Raw genomic sequence first — 18,936 nt, forward strand, 5'->3', positions numbered from 1 at the left:
ATCTCAATTCTTATCAGGTATTTTATTCTAACACAATGTAGACCAGCGTTGAGATGGTTCCCGTAAGAAAATTGATCATAGACAGGAGACCCGTGCCGTCTTATTCCGCATGCTCGTGAAGCGTTGCGCTCTCGATGTAATTGATCATTCTTCTCAAGTCTTTTGCTTGCTCGTTGCTGATCTCTCCGTCCTTGAACATACGGTGAATCTCCGCACGTTCCACGTCCATTACACCGATTCGCAGCTCTTCTTTTTGCGCTTCAACGGCTTCATTAAATTGGGAGGGCCCTTTTAAACGATCGATCATTTGCTTGTAATCGAAAATGACGGGATAAATGATATTGGCATCCTTGCGTTCTTTCGTAATGGCTTCCAGATATTCCAGAGCTGCTTGCGAGGCTCTCAATTGGATTTCCCTTCCTGCCAGACGTTGGGCCATTCGGTCCTTATTACGGTTTCGACGATCCTTACCGGTCGAATGCTTCCATTCTCGGAAGACGTTCCCGACGAGGAATCTAAATCTGGATCTCGAATTTCTGGAAAGAGCCTCTCCACGAAGTTCGTGGGCTTTCATGAAGAACTGGAATAACTCCTCGTCCATTTCTCCTTTAGCGAACGCATCTTCAATGTATTTTCTCTCTGCTTTTAGAGCCATTAGCTGGACTTCCCTTATTTTTTGCACAAATTCTTTGTTGTCTTTATCCTTCGAATTCAGCTCGAAACTCGTTTGCTTGAAGGACTTCTTATACTCATCCATCAATTGATATGCCGCGGTTTCATTGTCTTCGTTCGTTTCTAAGCGGATCTTCTTCATCGCCGCCAGCAGCAGTCTGCTCTTGGCTGCATTGATATCCAAATAATTGGATGACTCCCCTTCGGATGTCTCTCCTTTGCTTATCAAGGGGAGAAACGCGGTGGCTGCGATCAAAGTAAACAAAATAACACCTGCCGCCAAAAAGATGATCAGGGACCGTTCAGGGAATGCTTCCCCGCTTTCGATCATAAACGGAATAGACAATACTGCGGCCATCGTCACAGCGCCTCGAACACCTGTGAAACTAACCAATAATGCCATTCTGGCCGTGGGTTTGGCTGCGTTTCCCTTCCTTTTGAAACGATACTCATAATAAGAAAATAAGTACGACCAGATGAAGCGGATGGCCAATATTGCTGTCCCGATCGCCAGGACATACCCGATCGCAAGAGCATTATGAATGTTTGGATTTTCGACAGTCGAACGAATGGATGGCGGAATAATCAGGCCGAGCAACAGGAATACCGCTCCATTCAGGATAAACAACACCGTTGTCCAAGTGTTTTCCGTTAGAACCTGTTCCTCCGCCTGCATAGGCTCGGCTCTCTCCCGGAGCAAAGAATGAACAATTCCACCTACAACAACCGCAATGACTCCGGAAGCGTGCAGCATCTCATCAGTAACAATATAGATAAGGAAAGGTGTCAATAATTGAAGTAAAGAATGCAAAGTGACATCGCTGATCCCATTTTTGCGCAAGGCATACCGGACCCACGTCATCAGTAAGCTGAGCGCGAATCCCAGGAATGCCCCTGCGATAAACATATATGAAAAGTTGAAAATCGCTTCACGCAGTGAAAAAAAACCTGTGACAACCGCCGCTACCGCATAATTAAAAGCTACAAGCCCGGAAGCATCGTTGATCAGTGATTCTCCTCGCACCAGATTCAATACGTTCTCTGGAAGATGAACACGCTTGGCGATGCCATTCACCGCAACAGGGTCTGTGGGTGACAGAATGGCGGCTAGGGCAAAGGCTGCGGCAATAGGAATGTCGGGAATCATCCAATGAATAAAGTATCCCCCGCAGATCGTTGTCAACAGCACCAGAACGATGGCATTTCCGAAAATCGGCGCCCGCATTTTCCACAGCTCATCTCTCGGAAAATGTCTGCCGTCGTTGTACACGAGCGGAGCAACGAAGAGCAGCAAGAACCATTCGGTTTCGATCTCAAGATGGAAATCCTGGTGTATGAATGCAATGACGATCCCCAAAATAATCTGAGTCAAGGCGGTAGGGATGAAAGGCACATAGTGACTGATGATATTTGAAATCACCAGACATACAAGCAGTAATATGATGGTCATTAATATTTCCACGTTGTTCCTCCTAAGCGAATTCTACTGGAAGTCTAATTTATTTGGTTAGGATGCTTATTTTATGGAGGTTTGCCATTGTTATACGGAGTAAGTATAGAGGACTATTATGAACTCAATATGAACTGAATATGAGGGCCGGTAATTCTATAACCATAAAAAGACCCTCATTTGCGAGGGTCTCTAAATTTTTCAATCTGATACTTGTACCGGTTGCCGGCTAAAACCTGGATAATGCTCCTTCTTTCATCTGTCCGGGGGCAATCAGATGTCTTTTCAAATAAAGCCGATAGATCACGAGGAGCACGACATACAGAGCGAATAAGATGAGATAAATATTGCTGAACACGAATGTGCCGGTAAAAGAATTGAACGGGTTCCAGGCCGTCCCGGCTCCATGGTCAAGGACTTTGCTGTAAACCAGGGTAGAGACGGTGCCTGAAAGGAAATTGATCATGGACAGCAGGCCCATGCCGACTCCGGCTCGTTCCCTGGGGAGCGTTCCGGAAATAGAGTTGGACAAGGCGATTTGCATAAAAGCCTGCCCCAGCGTCCCGAAAATCAGAAAGCAGGCGATCAGGAGCGCAGGAGCCCCCGTAAATAACGCCAGCAGCGCAAAACATAGCAGCAGCAGAAGCGATGCGGCAGTAAATAAAAATGAATTGCCCCTCGTATCCGCAAGTTTGCCTCCCTGTTTCCCCAGAATGGCGGTAACAAGTGCCGCAGGCACCATGGTAAAACCGATCCAGGCCGGCGAAAGCTGCTGCACATCAGCTAACAGCTGTGGCGTAAGATATGGCAGCGAAAAGCCGATGCTCATCACGATGACGGCAGTAATCAACCCCAACGTATAACCTTTATTGCGGAAAAGATCCAACCGGATAAAAGGATCCGCTGCTGTCCGAACGCGCAGGATAAAGCATACCAACAGCAAGGCGCTTCCCGCACCTAATCCCCAGCTGCTTTGCGTTACCGCAAGAACACAGGAGGCGATTGAGGCGGCAAGCAGACTTCCTCCAAGCCAATCCACCCGTCCTCCCTTGGGCTGTTCATCCGTCAGATACTTACGGTAAAACGGCAGCATGAATACCATTAGCAGCGGTATGGCGAACAACCACCGCCAATGGAAGGCGCCGACCACCAGCGCGGAAACGACCGGCCCTACCGCGTTGCCCAGTGCGAGTCCGGTGGCCGATATCCCGAGCGCCCTTCCCCGGTTTTCAGGCGGGAAGTAGCGGATGGGGATGAGCATGGCCATGACAGGTATGATGGAAGCGCCGGCTGCCTGAAGAATGCGCCCGACAATCACCATCCAGAAGGCCTGTGCTGACAAGCCGATCAGTGATCCGAGAGCCAACACGGCCAGACCGAAGGTGAGCAGGGACTTAAGACTGTACTTATCGGCCAGTTTTCCGAAGATCGCCACTCCAACGGCATAAAAAAGGGTGTAAAAGGAGAACACCCAACTTACCTGCGTCACCGATATCCCCAATTCCTCTTTCATTTGCGGCAGTACGATATTGAACATGGTCGCGTTCATAACTGAAATGACCATAGTAAAGGCCAAAACGCGCATTAATCTGATTCCTGATTGTATATCTGTCCCCATGGTATTCATTGAATTATCCTCCATTCAGCCCTCTTTTTTTCGAACTGAGGCATTTATAAACATCTCCTATCTAAAGAAGTGAAATCGTATCTTTCGCTCTGCTGCCACTTATATTACAATTGAAATTACATAATTAAAAATATATTTTAATGTATACATTCATAACCTTTAGTATATTAATATTGGAGGAATGCCACTTGGAGCTGCTGCAGCTGAGGTATTTTCAAAAGGTAGCCAGAATGGAGCACATGACTAAAGCTGCGGAGGAACTGAGGATCGCCCAGCCGGCACTCAGCAAGACGATCGCCAGGCTGGAGGATGAATTGGGGATGCCGCTGTTCGACCGCCGCAATCGGCAAATTCAATTAAACGAGTACGGCAGAGCGTTTCTAACGAAGGTTGATGAGGCACTTTATGCACTGGAGGAAGGCAAAAGAGAGTTATCCGATCTGGCGGGGGCGGACCGTGGAAAAATATCAGTCGCGACCAATGCACTGGGCCGTTTAACCGGTCCGATCAAGCGGTTTCGTGAGCAGCATCCGGAGGTCAATTTTCGCATTTTGCAAATTGCCCCTTCGGCTACTGGAGATATGGCGAATCTTCTGAATAAAGGGGAGGTGGATCTCTGCTTTACGGGAGCGGCGCTTAACCAGCCTGGTATAGAGGAAATACCCGTTCTGCATGCCGACCTCTATCTGGCCGTTCCCCCGGGACACCGGCTGGAAGGGAGAGAGAGCATCACGCTGCAAGAGACGGGACAGGAATCGTTCATCGAATACAAGGAAGGCCATCCATTCAGGGCAAAGAATGAGGAACTGCGCCGCAAGGCGGGAATACGCCCGGAGATTGTCTGTGAGGTGGAAGAGCCGTCCGCTTTGATGAGTCTGGTGCAGGCTGGGCTGGGTGTTGCCTTGGTCCCGGCCTGCAAAAGCGATGAATCGCCGGTAGCATTGCTGTCAATTCCGGGTTCGCAGCGGACATTCACTATAGCTTCATGCGAAAATCGCTACTTATCGCTCGCCGCCCGTGATTTTCAGCACTTCTTGATCCAATATTACAAAAAACATTAAATGCTCACTTATGGAACACGAGACTTGATAAAATGGATGAATGGGGTTATTATAGACTCATAAAGTCTTTATTGAAGGTGTGACCTATGAAATATTCACAAGCAACCGACTACGCGCTGCATGTAATGCTCTATCTGGTGGCGGCCGCGCCGGACAAACCTGTGGGCGTAGCTGTTTTGGCCGAGAGGATGGGAGTTTCTCAAACCTACCTGTCCAAAATGCTCACCAAGCTGGTCAAGGCAGGGCTGATTCAATCCGTTTCAGGTGCAAACGGAGGGTATCGCCTGCGGCGCAACTGGGATGATATCTCTTTCTTGGATGTTATCCATGCGATTGAAGGAACTGCCTCCATGTTTGAGTGCAGCCTGGATCACGGCAGCGAGTGTCTCGTTCAGCAGGTTGTGGCACAGGCCGAGCAGCAGCTGGAGCAATTTTTGGACAGCAAGAAAATCGCCGATTTGGCGGAACAATTCAAGGCGGGGTCATAATCCGCCGCTTTTGTCGGTTTAATCATAGATATAGTGAATCCTTTATAGTAATGATATGCCGGGTTCTACACAAACAAGAAAGGGATGATCTTTATGACAAAGGAAATACTTGACGCGCAATACTGGGAGGAAGCATGGAAGAACGATCCGGATTCGTTTGCCAATCGAACGAAAAAAGCGGGAGTGGACCCCGCACGCAGCTTTGACCACAAAGCCAAGGAATTTAACAAGCAGGTGTTCAGCGAGGAGGGAATCCGGAGAACAGAGAGGATTATCGGCTGGCTGGAGAATCAGGGTGTCAATTTTGCGGGAGCTTCCGTGCTGGATGTAGGCGCGGCGTCGGGCGGCTTCTCGATTCCTTTTGCCGAGCGCGGTGCGACAGTTACAGCTGTGGAACCCAACGTTCCGCTGTCCGATTTGCTGCTTGAAAATGCCGCCAGGCTGGAACCCGGAAGTATAAATTTGGTGCGGGACACCTTTGAAGCGATTGATCTTGAAGCTGCGGGCTGGAAAAATGCATTTGATATCGTGTTTGCCTCCATGGTCCCGGCCGCCGGCGATTGGCAAAGAGTAGAGAACCTGATCAGCTGTGCCAGCCGCTTCTGTTATATCAGCATGGCTGCAGGCGGCACCGAGCATGGACTGCTGGATGAAATCATACCTCTCATCACAGGCCGGAGAAGAGAGCAAGGGAATTCCGAGATGTATTATCTGCTGCAGCTCCTTTATCTGAAGGGATATTCCTATACCTCTCTTGTTACCCGTGAAATGAAAAGCGTTGAAATGTCCATGGAAGAGGCTGTTTATGAGGTAATGGCCATGCTCCGTGTACACCAGCAGCCCGATGATCAACGTGCTCGGGGTATCGTTACAGATTATCTGCACCAGGCTTACCCGGATAACAAGGTCGTTTTCCAGCAGGGAGGACGTTTCGGCAAAGTGCTTATTCAAACCCGTGATCAAAATATGTACAGTAAACGGGGCTAAAAGAAATTAGCCCTACAACTAGGCTAACCACATAACCGTTTAACGGTTGCCACATTCGCTATTGATTCCAAAAACGTTGATTTCAAATTATAACGGTCACCATTGCGCTTATTGCGCTTAACCATGAGATTTTCGCCTAGATTAAGGCAAATAACGGCGAGCACAACCGTTAAAATTTAGAATAGGTCTTTTTTCGTAAAATAGCAGCTGCAACGACCGTTAGATTTCCGGCGGGTGCAATATCGGCTCGGAAATTTGGGCTTTTGCGGGAAACTTTAAAAGTATAAGGGTGACAAGTTATCTTGTGCAAGAGTTAATATGACGCAAGTGTGGATATAAACGAAAAAAGGTCTGCTCCAAAGCGCTTGTATAACTTTTGGGGCAGACCTTGAATTTTTTCGCTGAACAAATCAGACGGCTTCAACCTCCGAAATAATTGATCCCCATCGCCTCACGCACCTCGGACATTGTCTCGCGGGCAACGGCGCGTGCTTTGCGTGTGCCTTCCACAAGGATTTCATCGATATGATTCATCCTGCCGGCAAGGCTGATGCGCCGCTCCCGGATGGGCTCCAGCAGCTCATTGACTGCCTGGGCGGCAAGCTTTTTGCAATCCGTGCAGCCGATCCCGCCTTTGGAGCACAGCTCATGGATGTCTGCGCACTGCTCCGGTCTGAAGTGCCGGTGATATTCATATACCGGGCAAATATCCGGATGGCCCGGGTCATCCTTTCGAACGCGTGCCGGGTCCGTTTTGGCCTTGGCCAGCTTCAGCTCAACCTCTTCACGGGAAGAGTCAAGGTACATGGCGTTGCCCAGGCTTTTGCTCATCTTGCTGCCTCCGTCCAGGCCGGTCAGCCTGCCGCCGGTCAGGATACGTGGCTCCCTCAAGACAGGACGGTAAAGCTCGTTAAAGCGGCGCACTATTTTACGAGCCTGCTCGATATGCGGAATCTGATCTTCCCCCGCCGGAACAAGGGTTGCCTTGCAGAAAGCAATGTCTGCCGCCTGGCTCACGGGATAGCCCAGAAATCCGTAATACAAGTCATTATAACCTCGTTCCTTGGCTTCATTCTTTACCGTCGGATTGTGACGCAACGAATTGACGGTAACAAACATGGAGAAATATTGGGTCAGCTCCGCAATTTCCGGAATCATGGACTGGATGAACAGGTTGGCCCGCTCGGGATCAATCCCGACGGCCAAATAGTCGAGTGCGACCTGTCTCACACTGTCCGCAATCAGTCCGGGACGTTCAAAATGCGTGGTGAGTGCCTGCACATCGGCGAGCAGAATGAAAGTAGGGTACACATGCTGAAGCTCAACGCGGCTGCGCAGGCTTCCCACATAGTGGCCAAGGTGAAGCTTGCCGGTCGTCCGGTCTCCGGTTAGAATAATATCGCTTGTCATTGCAATTCCTCCCTGAATGAATATTTATGATCAACTTCCACCACCACCAGCCTTCCTCCATGGCCACCACCTCCTTTCAAGTCATTTGCCGCTGTTCCCGATGTGCACCCAATGCAAAAAAGACTCCGTCCCTGAGCGTGTCATTTTCATGTGAAAATAACAGAACCCAAGGACGAAGCCTTCGCTTCGCGGTGCCACCTTGCTTGGCTGCCTGAGCAGCCCTCTCGCGGGTACGGGAGAAGCCTTCCGGATTCGCCGATACCGTGTCCCTTGTTAACGGGTGGACGATCCCGCCTCGCCTACCGCTGCCGGAAGCAGCTGTTCAGCTTGGAGCTCCGAAGCCCATTTCAATGCAAGCGGAACACCGGCTTGCACCTTCCGCCGGCTCTCTGCAGATCCTTCCCGCACCTACTTCTCTTCATCAACGCTGTACATGATTTTCCTCAGTATATAATGATCCGATGATGATATCCACTCCTAATTTCAGTCTGCTGTAGCCGAAGCGCTGCTTTGGCCTTCCTCTTTTCCGGACGGTTTCCTTGCCCCACCGAGACTGGTACCGAGAACACCGATAATAATAGCTGCTGCCCCCACAATGTGATAATAATAAAGCTCCTCTTTCAACAGCAGGGCCCCCGACATGATGGATACCAATGTGGAAAAATTGCTGAATACGCTCATTTTGGACGCCTGAATGCGGGAAAGCGCAAAGCTGGACAGCAATGTAGTAACGAGAGTCGAAGCGATGCCAAGGTAAGCGATAGCTCCCAGGTATACAGGGCTTGCCAGCGGCTCCGTATAGGCTGTAATTGTTCCTGCGGCGAAATGTTTTCCCAAAGAGAGAATATTAAAGACGACAAAGCCCATCGTAACCGTCACATACGTAATTTCCAGGGGAGCGTATTTTTGCGACAAGGGCCGCGCCAGTACACTATATGCGGAAAAGCATAACGCCGACAGCATAATCAAAGCTATGCCCCCGAGATTGGCGGTGGATAGCTGGGTCCCGCCTTTCATGGCGAAGATGAAGATCACACCGGCAACTGACAGCAGCAGGGAGAGCTTCTGAACAGCCGTTGTTTTTTCCTTCAACAGGATCGATGCCAGCAGCAGCGTGAACACAGGCGTCGTCGCCTGAATAATGCCCGCCTCGGATGAGGAAGTGCTGAGCAATCCGAAGGTCTGGAATGTAAAAAACAGCACAGGGGAGAACAGCCCGAGCGGAAGCAGACGCCAAATGTCTTTGCGGCTTACCTTGACCCGCATCCAGCCTGCCAAAACCGGTATCGTAAGCACGATAAAAGTCAAGGCGAACCGGTGGGCCAGTACATCGAGCGGATCTGCTCTGCTGACGGTAAGCTTAACGAATAAAAACGAAAATCCGATAATGGATGCAAATAACAAGGCCGCCAAATATGCGGCTCCGGAGCCGGAACGTGCGTTGTTCATGATGACCTCCTGAATAGTGTAGCTTGGATAAAGCTTTGAAGTGATGTTAGCTTTACCAATATAAAGGAGTAAGAAAAGGTGCTACAATACAAATATATAGATACTGTACCGGTACAGATGGGAGGGTCAATAGTAAAAAGTGAAGTATCCGGGGAAAACGGCGGGCAAGGTGCGCTGAAATATGCCGCCATTGCCGCTGATCTGAAAGCCGAAATTATGAACCGCCGCTTAAAGCGCAGCAGTGAAGGCATAAAACTGCCTTCTGTACGCGAGCTGGCGGATAAATACCAATGCAGCAAAAGTACCGTCATTAAGGCTTATGAGGAACTGGAGAAGCAGCATCTCGTATACAGCCTTCCGAAAAGCGGTTATTACGCGGTCATCGGCTCATCCGATTCACGTTTCAATCCTGACGATGAGACGGCCCCGCTGGATTTTGCGTCCGTCGCTCCTGATCCGCGAATATTTCCATATATCGATTTTCAGCACTGCATCAACAAGGCGATCGACAGCTACCGCAGCGATTTGTTCGTTTACGGCACGCCGCAGGGGCTGCCTTCCTTGAGGGCTTTGCTGCAGGAACGGCTTGCTGACCACCAGGTGTTTACCCGCAGGGAGCAAATCTTCATCACCTCAGGGGTTCAGCAGGCGTTGGCAATTCTGGCTGCCATGCCTTTTCCAAACCAGGGGAGGGAAGTCATCGTCGAGAATCCCGGATATCACAACATGGTCCCTCTCCTCAAAGGGCTGCAGGTTCCATGTTATGCAATCACTCGCCATATGAACGGGCTGGATATGGACGGACTGGAACAACTGTTAAGCACGAAAACGATCAAGTTCGTCTACCTCATGCCGCGTTTTCATAATCCCATCGGCGTATCGCTGACCGCAGCCGAGAAGAAACAGCTCGCCGAGATGGTGCTGCATTATGACAGCTACATTGTGGAGGACGACTATTTGGCGGATCTGGACACGGATGGCAAAAGGGACCCGCTGTATGCCTATGACCGCAGCGGCAGGGTCGTCTATCTGAAGAGCTTCTCCAAAATTATTTTTCCCGGCCTGCGCCTGGGGGCTGCTGTGCTCCCACCGGAGCTGGCCGGCAGCTTCGGCCATTACAAGAGCCTGCTGGATATCGACAGCTCCGCTTTGTCCCAGGCGGCGCTTGAGATTTACATCCGCAGCGGCATGTTTGACCGCCACCGGCGGGGCATCCGTGACAAATACTACGCGAGAATGGAGGTTTTGAACGGAATGCTGGACCGGCTTTCGTCAGCTCCGGCATTCGCCGAGGCGCCGCGCAACGGCGGGGAGCATACTGTACTGCCGCTGCCCGCGAACCTTTCACGCAAAGCTCTGTTGTCCGGGCTGTTGAAGAGAGGAGTGATTGCTGAAACGGCGGATCGTAATTTTGTGGACGAAGCATCTGTCATTCCACTGCTGCGGCTGAATATTTCGAATGTGCATGAGTCCCAGGTGGAAAGAGGGATGCTGGCCATCTACGAAGAACTGAAACGGCTCAACAGGAAAAAAGGGTAGTCGGGCGCAATCAAGCGTACTTTGATTCCGAGGCTGCGGACGTACTGCTATACTGCTTCAAAGGCAGAAAAGACAAAAAGACGATTCTCGTTGGAGAACCGTCTCTTGTCATGTGTGGATAGCCCTTGAAGTTGGCTTATTTCATGGGTTCATTTCCCTTGCGCCACAAGGCGGAGCGACTCGTCGGCCGCTTCCAGTGTGGCGTCAATGTCGGCGTCCGTATGGGCTGTCGTCAGGAACCATGCTTCATACTTGGAAGGAGCCAGATTGATGCCGCGGTTCAGCATATGGCGGAAGAAGGCGGCGAACGCCTCGCTGTCCGTATCCTGTGCCTCCTCATAGTTCGTTACCGGGTGATCGCAGAAGTGAGTCGAGAACGCTCCGCGGATCCGGTTGATGGTCATGGGCACCCCATGGCGCTCCGCGGAGGCCTGCAATCCGTCCGTAAGCTTCGCAGCCAGACGTTCCATTTCCTCATACACCCCTTCGCCCTGCAGCACCTCCAGACAGGCGATGCCTGCCGAGATCGAAGCGGGATTGCCCGCCATCGTGCCTGCCTGATAGGCTGGACCGAGCGGTGCGACCTGCTCCATCACCTGCTTGCTGCCGCCGTAGGCGCCAATGGGCAGTCCGCCGCCGATGATTTTGCCTAGGGCCGTCAAGTCCGGCTGAATGGCGTCCAGGTTGTCCAGACCCGCGTAGGTTTGGGTGGAGCCATAATGGAAGCGGAAGGCAGTGATGACCTCATCGTAAATGACGAGCGAGCCATTGGCGCGGGCCATACGGCACAGCCCTTCCAGGAAGCCGGGCTTCGGCATCACCATGCCGAAATTGCCCACGATCGGCTCAACCATGACAGCAGCCACGTCCTCGCCCCAACGCTCCAGCGCTTGGCGCAGACCGTCCAGATCATTGAACGGAACGGTAATGACCTCATTGGCGATGCTGACGGGAATGCCGGCGCTATCCGGAATGCCCAGCGTGGAAGGCCCCGAGCCTGCGGCCACAAGCACGAGATCCGAATGGCCATGGTAACAGCCGGCGAATTTAATGATTTTGTTGCGTTTCGTATAGGCACGCGCTACACGGATCGTTGTCATGACCGCTTCAGTGCCGGAGTTGACGAAGCGGACCTTGTCCATGGAAGGAATGGCTTCCTTCAGCATGCGGGCCAGCTTGATTTCCAGCGCGGTCGGCGTCCCGTACAGCACTCCATTGGCTGCGGCTTCGGCAATGGCCCGGGTAATATGGGGATGGGCGTGGCCGGTAATGATGGGCCCGTAGGCAGCCAGATAGTCGATATACTTGTTGCCGTCCGCATCCCAGAAGTGGGCGCCCTGCGCCTTCTCCATAAATACGGGAGCCCCGCCGCCTACCGCCTTGAAGGAGCGGGAAGGGCTGTTCACGCCTCCGACAATATGCTCAAGAGCCTCCTGATACAAGGCTTCAGATGTTTTCCGGTTCATCATATGTAAAAATCCTTTCTTACTCTTAATTGGTGTGTAATTAAAACTGCATATTACATGCTTGTTCATTATACCAGACTTGCATCCAACATAGCGTGACATATCCTATAGCCGGGTACCCGTTCCTCCGGTGTCCAGCAGGATTCTCTCATTTGCCAAATTGACCAAAGCAAAAAAGGCAGCCCGTGGGCTGCCTTCCGCCTTTAATTAAAGCTCTCTTCCGCTTGAACCGCTGCCTCTCCCCGAAGAGGAGGGATTCGTGTCTGTGTCGGCGGTGGATGAATTGCCTGTCTTACCGTCCTGCCCGTTTTCCGCTTCTTCTGATGAAGGTACATTGTTCATGAGTTCCTGCACATACTCTTTCAATTTATCGGAATTTTTGACTGTCAGTACGGCGGCGCCGCCGATTTTCTCTTCATTGAGCATGTTCATCGGAGGCACCTGTTCACTGCCCGCAAAGCTGCTCTGGTATCCGACACCAGCCAGCTTCAGCATATCGGTAACGGTCAGATTGGTGTCAATATACGGATTCACCTGCTCCAGAATGCTCGGCAGCTTGGCTAACGTTGTTGTTGTCTGCATTTTGTCGGCTACAGCTTCCAGGAATGCTCTCTGCCGACTGGTACGGGAAAAGTCTGACAAGGCGTCATGCCGGAAACGGACATATTGCAGCGCTGTTGTTCCATCCAGATGCTGCATGCCTTTTTTCAGATCAATATCGTATTCGTGATTGTCCGCCTTGCTCACATAGTGCATATCCTTTTCCACTTCAAAATCCACACCGCCAATGGCGTCCACCAGCTTGATAAAGCCCTGGAAATCCGTGTACACATAATACTGCACCGGTATGCCCAGCAGGTCGCCGGCCGCCTGCATCGCCGTATTCGGGCCATGGGTTATGGCCGTATTGATACGGTTGGTTCCATAACCGGGAATCTCCGTATAGGTATCACGGAGAAGGGAGAAGAGGCGGATTTTCTTCTGTTCCGGGTCCAGCGAAACCACCATCATACTGTCGGAACGTGGAACTTCACCTTTGCTTGTTCCGCGCGCATCGACACCCATCAGCAAAATGTTCACAGGCTCGGTGCCTTCCCATTTGGGCGGGTCGGGAGTTACCGTCTTGTCTACTTTCTCGATATTGTGGAATGGGGAAGCTTCCCCTGTCTTCTGCAGCTGATCCAGTTGGTTATAAATAGAAGTAAAATAATAGGCCGAAAAGCCGATAACCGACGCCAGAACTACGGCTACGAAGGTCCAGATCGTCCTTTTGGTCTTCCTGGTCATAATGAGCTTCTCCCTTTCGCTTTTCAATTCATTACATTATAATTTCTTTTTGGGCCACAATCAATTATACAGCGAGGTAATTTATGCTAGCGATAGATGTAGAAGATTTGCGCAAAACGTTTCAGGTTCAGAAAAATCGTGAAGGCCTGAAGGGTGCCTTTCTTGATTTGTTTAAGCGTGAGTACCGGGAAGTTGCGGCTGTAAAAGATATCTCCTTTCAGATTCCGCAGGGCGAAATTTGCGGTTACATCGGGGAGAACGGGGCCGGAAAATCAACAACCATCAAAATGCTGACGGGAATACTGGTCCCGACATCCGGTCGCTTGAAGGTGGGCGGTTATGTGCCCTACGAAGAGCGCGAGAAATTCGTCCGCAATATCGGGGTGGTCTTCGGCCAGCGCAGTCAACTGTGGTGGGATATCGGCGTCATTGAGTCATTTCAGCTGCTGCGCAAAGTATATCAGGTGCCGGAAGCTGATTTCAAACGGCGGCTGGACGAGCTGGTGGAGCGCTTGCAGCTGCAGGAGCTGCTGAACCGTCCTGTGCGCAAGCTGAGCCTCGGCCAGCGGATGCGCTGTGAGCTGGTGGCCGCGCTGCTGCACAACCCGTCCATCGTGTTTCTGGATGAGCCGACCATCGGCCTCGACATTGTCGTGAAATCCGAAATCCGGGAGTTTCTGAAAGACATGAATCGTGAGCATGGCACGACGATTCTGCTGACAACTCACGATCTGCAGGACATCGAAGCGTTATGCTCGCGTGTCATCATGCTGGATGACGGACGGATTATCTATGATGGCGGCCTGGATGAGCTGAAAGCCAGATGGGGCACCGGTCGGGAGGTCCACTTCCAATTCGGGAAACCTACGGCCCAAGCGCTGCTGGAGCAGTGGACCACCGGTATGCCTCTGCAATGGTCCGCCGAGAACGAACTTGAGGCCAAGGTGTGGATCCCGCTTGAGCTGAATGTATCCGACGTCCTGGCCAGCGTGGTGGGCCGCACGGACATTACGGATATCAAGATTATTGAAACGAATACCGATGATATCGTCCGCAGCATTTATCAGTCCGGCTCAGCCGAGCGCAAGGACGGGGAGAAGGTTCTCGTGGGGGCTGGTACCCATGCTTAGCGCCTATGGTGATTTTATCCGTATCCGGTTTCTGACGATGCTGGCTTACCGGGTGAACTATTACTCCGGCATTTTAATCTATACGCTGAATATCGGCGTTTACTACTTCACGTATATGGCGATCTACGGAGAGGGGGACAGCATCGGCGGGTTTACAAGCATGCAGATGACAACCTATGTGGCCGTATCCTGGATGGCACGGGCCTTTTATTTCAACAACCTGGACAGGGAAATCTCGACAGACATCCGGGACGGAAATATCGCTGTTCAGATCATCAGGCCTTATAACTATGTGCTGGTCAAAATGATGCAGGGTCTCGGCGAGGGCATGTTCCGCTTTCTGCTCTTCATGATTCCGGGCATGGCGATTGCGATGCTGCTGTTCCCGATCCGGCTGCCGTCCGACCCTGCGGCGTGGGTTGGCTTTCTGGTCATGCTGTTTTTCAGCTTTCTCATCAACTCCCAGATCAATGTGATTACAGGACTGGCCGCTTTTTTCGTGGAAAACAACGAAGGCATGATGCGCATGAAGCGGGTCGTGGTCGATCTGTTTTCCGGCCTCATTCTGCCGATCAGCTTTTTCCCGGGCTGGCTGGCCGCGGTTTCGCAGTGGCTGCCATTTCAGGCCATTACCTATCTGCCGGGCTCGGTCTTCACCGGACGCATTCAGGGTGTGGGCATCTGGCATGTGCTTGGCATACAGGTCCTGTGGTTTGCCATTCTGCTCGTGCCGATGGTGCTGATCTGGCGGATGGCGCGGCGGCGCCTGTTCATACAGGGAGGTTGAGTGGATGAGATATTATTTGGGCCTGGTAGGCGAATACCTGAAAAATTATATGAAAACACGCATGACCTACCGAGCCGATTTCTGGGTGGAGGTCGTGTCCGATCTGCTGTTCCAGGCGGTTAATCTGATATTTATTCTTGTGCTGTTCATGCATACGGACAGTCTGGGCGGCTGGAGCCGCAGTGAGGTTATTTTTGTTTACGGTTATTTTATGGTGCCATACGGCATTTTCAGCTGTTTTATTAATTTATGGGGCTTCAGCGAACGCTATATTGTAAAAGGCGAGATGGACCGGATCATGACCCGGCCGGCGCATAATCTGTTTCAGATTTTTCTGGAAAATGTGGACCCGCCCGCGCTGGTCGGTTCGGTGATCGGCCTCATCATCATGAGCATCAGCGGTGCGCAGCTTGATATGGTATGGGAATGGTGGTTCATCCCGGCGTTAATCGTGCTTACCATCAGCTCGGTTGCGATTTATACAGGGATTTATACGACGCTGACTTCTCTTTCATTTTACTCCGACGCGCCCACGGGAATTTTGCCGTTGATGTTCAACGTGCAGGGTTATGGGCGTTACCCGGTAACGATTTACAATCGTGCGCTTCAGGTGCTGCTGACGTGGATCGTGCCGTTTGCCTTTGTCGGGGTATATCCGGCATCGCTCTTCCTGGGCAAGGAGGAAATGAAACAGATGGCGCTTCTGACTCCTGTAATGGGAGCCGTATTTCTGGCCATTGGTTTAACGGCCTGGAATTATGGAGTGCGGCGCTACCGCGGTGCCGGTTCATAAATTGAGCTTACGAATTCTTCAGGAAAAGGGATGTGATAAACGATGACGACTGAGATCGGCCATGCGGCCCCCGATTTTGAGCTGCCGGGCAGCAGCGGCAAAAACGTAAGGCTGTCTGATTACCGCGGCAAGCGGGTGCTGCTCTACTTTTATCCCAAAGATCTGACGGCTGCCTGTACTTCACAGGCCTGTGATTTCCGTGATCATCACGAGGAGTTTGGCGGGCTGAACACCGTCATTCTGGGCGTCAGTGCGGACCCGCTCAAGCAGCACGAGAAGTTTATTTCCAAGTATGGTTTGCCGTTTGAGCTGCTGGCAGATGAAAATCACCAGGTTTCCGAAGCCTATGGGGTATGGCAGCAGAAGCAAATGTACGGCAGACAGTTCATGGGCATCGTGCGCTCCACGTTCCTGATTGATGAGAATGGAATACTGGTGCGCGAATGGCGCAAGGTAAAGGTCAAGGGTCATATTGAAGAGGCTCTTGAGTATATACGTCTGTTGAATAAAAATTAAAGCTTGTTTGGTCCACACCCGTATTTGCGGCGGTTCGCTGTAAATACGGGTGTTTTGTTTTGGCCGGTAAAAAACGGATTGACGTCTTTACAGGGGAAAGTTATGATGTAATCATCTAATTAGATATATATTTAATTTAATAATCATTTAAATAAGTTGAAGCGCAATGATTAAGGAGCTGCGAAGATCATGAATTTTATATTGAAGCCTTTGGATTTTGTGAAGGAAGAAAAAGAGTACTCAAAGCTATTTGCCGCTGGCGTCATTAACGGAATTGGAGACCGCTTTTTTCAGGTGGCGCTGCTGGCCATGATCATTCGGCTGACAGGGTCAGGGATGGGAGTGGGTGTGGTGCTCGGCTTGCGGATGCTGCCTTTTCTGCTGCTGGCTCCTGTAGGGGGCTGGCTGGCAGACCGTATTTCACGCAAAACATTGATGATCTGGACCGACGTGCTGCGTGGCCTGATTGCGCTGGGCTTTTTATTTGTAAGCGGACCGGAGCATTTATGGATTGTTTACACAGGTACCTTTCTGCTGGCCTGCGGGGAAGCAATGTACGCGCCAGTGCGCAAGTCAGCCATCCCGGTTTTGGCGGCGCCGCAAAGACTGCTTACGGTGAACAGTCTGGAACAGCTGATGACAGGGGTTGTACTGATTGCCGGCTCTGCTGTTGGCGGTATCATTGCCGCCTTTTTCGGCTCGGATTGGGCATTTATGATCAATGCGGCTTCTTTTGTGCTGGCCGGGCTGATCATCAGGAGCATTGCTTTTCCTTCCGTGGACAGCGATGCAGGGCATGAAGGGACTACTGCCAATAAAGTCACACAGGAGACAGAGGTTAAGGGTGAACGACGCTTGCCCTTGCCGCTGCTGCGCAGTCTTCTCGCCGGGACGGCTGCGCTGCAGGCCGCACTGCTGTTGGAACTGCTCGTGCCCGTTTTTAACGGGATCGATAATGTTTTGATCAGTGTGTATGCGATGGAAGAATTCGGAGGCGGTGAGGAGGGAGTCGGGCTGTTCTATGGTGCATTGGGCCTTGGTCTCATGGCAGGACCTTTGCTGGCCAGATACCTCCGGCGTTCTCTGATCTGGATCGGGCTTCTGGGTCTGCTGCTGGAAGGAGCGCTCCTGATGCTGCTCAGCGGAATGGAGCAGTTGTGGCTTGCGGCTGCGGTTTATGTCATGATCTCGCTTATTGGGGGGATAGGCAATATCTGTGTGGATACGATTATTATGCGCGAGATCCCGCCACGACTGCAGGGCAGAGTATTTGGCATCACCACCGCATGGGGCGGCAGCGTGATGGGGATTTCCATGTTCGCGGCGGGAATGGCGCTGGAAATTGCGGAGCCGCGCGCCCTCGGCTGGTTAGGGGGAGCAGGGTACGCGGCAACGGCTCTGGTCGTGGTGCTGCTGTACGGCATACTCCGGAGGAGGGACAAGAACAACAGCCTTCTAATCCAAAAAAATGGACCCGCCAGCTAGCGCGGGTCCACATCGTGATTTGCCAAACCTTTCTTTTTCACCCATTTCGCTTCCTTTCTCTTAAATTATTTCTCTCAGTCGCGGCCTCCCTCCTTCCCTTTCAACATAACAGGTGAAAAGCGCCGGAATAACCGCTTTCTGTATCTGAACAAAACAATGAGCACGACCGCTGCGCCTGCAATTGCGATAATCCGCACAGCGTACATTTCGGTCAGATGGAAGACAGCGTCCCACTGTGGACCGAACATTTTGCCGATGCTGATAAACAGGATGACCCAGACGAAGGCGCCGCTGTAAGCGTAGGCTGCAAATTTGCGGAAGGGCAGCGCGATAATGCCTGCGAAATATCCTGTAAAATGCCGCACTCCAGGGATAAAGTATCCGATAAAGATAAGTCCATTCCCGTACCTTTGAAACCAGGCCTGGGTTTTCTCAAGCTTGTCCGGTTTTAGAAACACCCATTTGCCGAACCGGAGAATGAAAGGCAGCCCGGCCTTACGGCCAATCCAATAGGTGATGGTCATTCCGATGGTTGTGCCAAAAAACGCTAGCACGATTAATAGATAGAAGTTAAGCGCTCCTGTATAGGATAGATATCCGGAGTATGCCATTGTTGTCTCACCGGGAAAAGGGAGGGCGATAAATTCCAGCAGCAGCCCGATGAACAGTACACCGTATCCGTAATTCTCAAATAAATGGCCGATCCATTCAAGCACATCCATAGCCTTCACTCCCGCCTTTATCTGCAAAAAATAATTTGATGACAACTCTAGTCTACTTCTATTTTCT

At 51.4% G+C, this 18,936-nt stretch carries 16 protein-coding genes and 1 other annotated feature; of the genes, 9 read left to right on the plus strand and 7 right to left on the minus strand.

The window, feature by feature from the left end; genetic code table 11:
• Nucleotides 1-100: 100 nt before the first annotated feature.
• Both ACE5KN_RS17755 and ACE5KN_RS17760 read right to left on the minus strand, forming a co-directional pair.
• Nucleotides 101-2,134: a Na+/H+ antiporter gene (locus tag ACE5KN_RS17755; RefSeq protein WP_375526720.1), complete on the minus strand. Its 2,034-nt coding sequence runs from the start codon at nt 2,132-2,134 to the stop codon at nt 101-103.
• 217 nt (nt 2,135-2,351) lie between these two features.
• Nucleotides 2,352-3,749: an MFS transporter gene (locus ACE5KN_RS17760; RefSeq protein ID WP_375526719.1), complete on the minus strand. Its 1,398-nt coding sequence runs from the start codon at nt 3,747-3,749 to the stop codon at nt 2,352-2,354.
• A 188-nt stretch (nt 3,750-3,937) separates the two neighbouring features.
• Between ACE5KN_RS17760 and ACE5KN_RS17765 the strand changes: the two genes are divergently transcribed.
• The 3 genes from ACE5KN_RS17765 (at nt 3,938) to ACE5KN_RS17775 (ending at nt 6,285) form a co-directional block, all read left to right on the plus strand.
• Nucleotides 3,938-4,810 (plus strand): LysR family transcriptional regulator, encoded by an 873-nt coding sequence (locus ACE5KN_RS17765; RefSeq protein WP_375526718.1) that lies wholly within the window; start codon nt 3,938-3,940, stop codon nt 4,808-4,810.
• 86 nt (nt 4,811-4,896) lie between these two features.
• Nucleotides 4,897-5,298, plus strand: a complete 402-nt coding sequence (locus ACE5KN_RS17770; RefSeq protein WP_375526717.1) for an RrF2 family transcriptional regulator — start codon at nt 4,897-4,899, stop codon at nt 5,296-5,298.
• Between the two features lie 93 nt (nt 5,299-5,391).
• The gene (locus ACE5KN_RS17775) at nt 5,392-6,285 is read left to right on the plus strand and encodes a class I SAM-dependent methyltransferase (RefSeq protein ID WP_375526716.1); all 894 of its coding nucleotides are present in this window, start codon (nt 5,392-5,394) and stop codon (nt 6,283-6,285) included.
• A 420-nt stretch (nt 6,286-6,705) separates the two neighbouring features.
• On the opposite strand, the gene trpS is transcribed toward ACE5KN_RS17775, so the two are convergent.
• Both trpS and ACE5KN_RS17785 read right to left on the minus strand, forming a co-directional pair.
• Nucleotides 6,706-7,695, minus strand: coding sequence for a tryptophan--tRNA ligase (gene trpS, locus ACE5KN_RS17780; RefSeq protein WP_375526715.1), 990 nt, complete (start codon nt 7,693-7,695; stop codon nt 6,706-6,708).
• Nucleotides 7,696-7,860: 165 nt separating this feature from the next.
• Nucleotides 7,861-8,129 (minus strand) — a binding site (T-box leader).
• A gap of 49 nt (nt 8,130-8,178) precedes the next feature.
• Nucleotides 8,179-9,144, minus strand: a complete 966-nt coding sequence (locus ACE5KN_RS17785) for a DMT family transporter (RefSeq protein WP_375526714.1) — start codon at nt 9,142-9,144, stop codon at nt 8,179-8,181.
• Between the two features lie 78 nt (nt 9,145-9,222).
• On the opposite strand from ACE5KN_RS17785, the gene ACE5KN_RS17790 reads away from it, so the two are divergent.
• The gene (locus ACE5KN_RS17790) at nt 9,223-10,683 is read left to right on the plus strand and encodes an aminotransferase-like domain-containing protein (protein ID WP_375526713.1); all 1,461 of its coding nucleotides are present in this window, start codon (nt 9,223-9,225) and stop codon (nt 10,681-10,683) included.
• Between the two features lie 149 nt (nt 10,684-10,832).
• Here ACE5KN_RS17790 and ACE5KN_RS17795 read toward each other — a convergent pair whose 3' ends face one another.
• Complete coding sequence (locus ACE5KN_RS17795) at nt 10,833-12,149, minus strand: glutamate-1-semialdehyde 2,1-aminomutase (RefSeq protein WP_375526807.1); 1,317 nt, start codon at nt 12,147-12,149, stop codon at nt 10,833-10,835.
• 207 nt (nt 12,150-12,356) lie between these two features.
• Entirely contained in the window at nt 12,357-13,436 is a 1,080-nt protein-coding gene (locus ACE5KN_RS17800) for an LCP family protein (protein WP_375526712.1), read from the minus strand.
• An 83-nt stretch (nt 13,437-13,519) separates the two neighbouring features.
• Here ACE5KN_RS17800 and ACE5KN_RS17805 point away from each other — a divergent pair, with 83 nt between their 5' ends.
• The 5 genes from ACE5KN_RS17805 to ACE5KN_RS17825 all read left to right on the plus strand — a co-directional run bounded on the left by ACE5KN_RS17805 (nt 13,520) and on the right by ACE5KN_RS17825 (nt 18,147).
• A complete protein-coding gene (locus tag ACE5KN_RS17805; protein ID WP_375526711.1) occupies nt 13,520-14,566 on the plus strand; it encodes an ABC transporter ATP-binding protein in 1,047 nt (348 codons plus the stop codon).
• Nucleotides 14,559-15,353, plus strand: a complete 795-nt coding sequence (locus tag ACE5KN_RS17810) for an ABC transporter permease (protein WP_375526710.1) — start codon at nt 14,559-14,561, stop codon at nt 15,351-15,353. Before ACE5KN_RS17805 ends, ACE5KN_RS17810 begins: the two co-directional genes overlap by 8 nt.
• Before the next feature lie 4 nt (nt 15,354-15,357).
• On the plus strand, nt 15,358-16,146 hold the full coding sequence (locus tag ACE5KN_RS17815; RefSeq protein WP_375526709.1) for an ABC transporter permease: 789 nt from the start codon (nt 15,358-15,360) through the stop codon (nt 16,144-16,146).
• A 42-nt stretch (nt 16,147-16,188) separates the two neighbouring features.
• The gene (gene bcp / locus ACE5KN_RS17820; RefSeq protein WP_375526708.1) at nt 16,189-16,662 is read left to right on the plus strand and encodes a thioredoxin-dependent thiol peroxidase; all 474 of its coding nucleotides are present in this window, start codon (nt 16,189-16,191) and stop codon (nt 16,660-16,662) included.
• Nucleotides 16,663-16,851: 189 nt separating this feature from the next.
• On the plus strand, nt 16,852-18,147 hold the full coding sequence (locus ACE5KN_RS17825; protein WP_375526707.1) for an MFS transporter: 1,296 nt from the start codon (nt 16,852-16,854) through the stop codon (nt 18,145-18,147).
• A 74-nt stretch (nt 18,148-18,221) separates the two neighbouring features.
• Here ACE5KN_RS17825 and ACE5KN_RS17830 read toward each other — a convergent pair whose 3' ends face one another.
• Entirely contained in the window at nt 18,222-18,869 is a 648-nt protein-coding gene (locus tag ACE5KN_RS17830; protein WP_375526706.1) for a DedA family protein, read from the minus strand.
• Between the last annotated feature and the right edge of the window lie 67 nt (nt 18,870-18,936).

It is taken from the genome of Paenibacillus terreus, from assembly GCF_042138595.1.
Taxonomy (GTDB): Bacteria; Bacillota; Bacilli; order Paenibacillales; family Paenibacillaceae; genus Paenibacillus; species Paenibacillus terreus.

Coding starts and splice junctions, on each gene's coding strand:
- ACE5KN_RS17795 (WP_375526807.1), bottom strand. CDS start 12,149: ATGAACCGGAAAACATCTGAAGCCTTGTATCAGGAGGCTCTTGAGCAT.
- ACE5KN_RS17815 (WP_375526709.1), top strand. CDS start 15,358: ATGAGATATTATTTGGGCCTGGTAGGCGAATACCTGAAAAATTATATG.
- ACE5KN_RS17810 (WP_375526710.1), top strand. CDS start 14,559: ATGCTTAGCGCCTATGGTGATTTTATCCGTATCCGGTTTCTGACGATG.
- bcp (WP_375526708.1), top strand. CDS start 16,189: ATGACGACTGAGATCGGCCATGCGGCCCCCGATTTTGAGCTGCCGGGC.
- trpS (WP_375526715.1), bottom strand. CDS start 7,695: ATGACAAGCGATATTATTCTAACCGGAGACCGGACGACCGGCAAGCTT.
- ACE5KN_RS17805 (WP_375526711.1), top strand. CDS start 13,520: ATGCTAGCGATAGATGTAGAAGATTTGCGCAAAACGTTTCAGGTTCAG.
- ACE5KN_RS17800 (WP_375526712.1), bottom strand. CDS start 13,436: ATGACCAGGAAGACCAAAAGGACGATCTGGACCTTCGTAGCCGTAGTT.
- ACE5KN_RS17785 (WP_375526714.1), bottom strand. CDS start 9,144: ATGAACAACGCACGTTCCGGCTCCGGAGCCGCATATTTGGCGGCCTTG.
- ACE5KN_RS17825 (WP_375526707.1), top strand. CDS start 16,852: ATGAATTTTATATTGAAGCCTTTGGATTTTGTGAAGGAAGAAAAAGAG.
- ACE5KN_RS17775 (WP_375526716.1), top strand. CDS start 5,392: ATGACAAAGGAAATACTTGACGCGCAATACTGGGAGGAAGCATGGAAG.
- ACE5KN_RS17770 (WP_375526717.1), top strand. CDS start 4,897: ATGAAATATTCACAAGCAACCGACTACGCGCTGCATGTAATGCTCTAT.
- ACE5KN_RS17760 (WP_375526719.1), bottom strand. CDS start 3,749: ATGAATACCATGGGGACAGATATACAATCAGGAATCAGATTAATGCGC.
- ACE5KN_RS17830 (WP_375526706.1), bottom strand. CDS start 18,869: ATGGATGTGCTTGAATGGATCGGCCATTTATTTGAGAATTACGGATAC.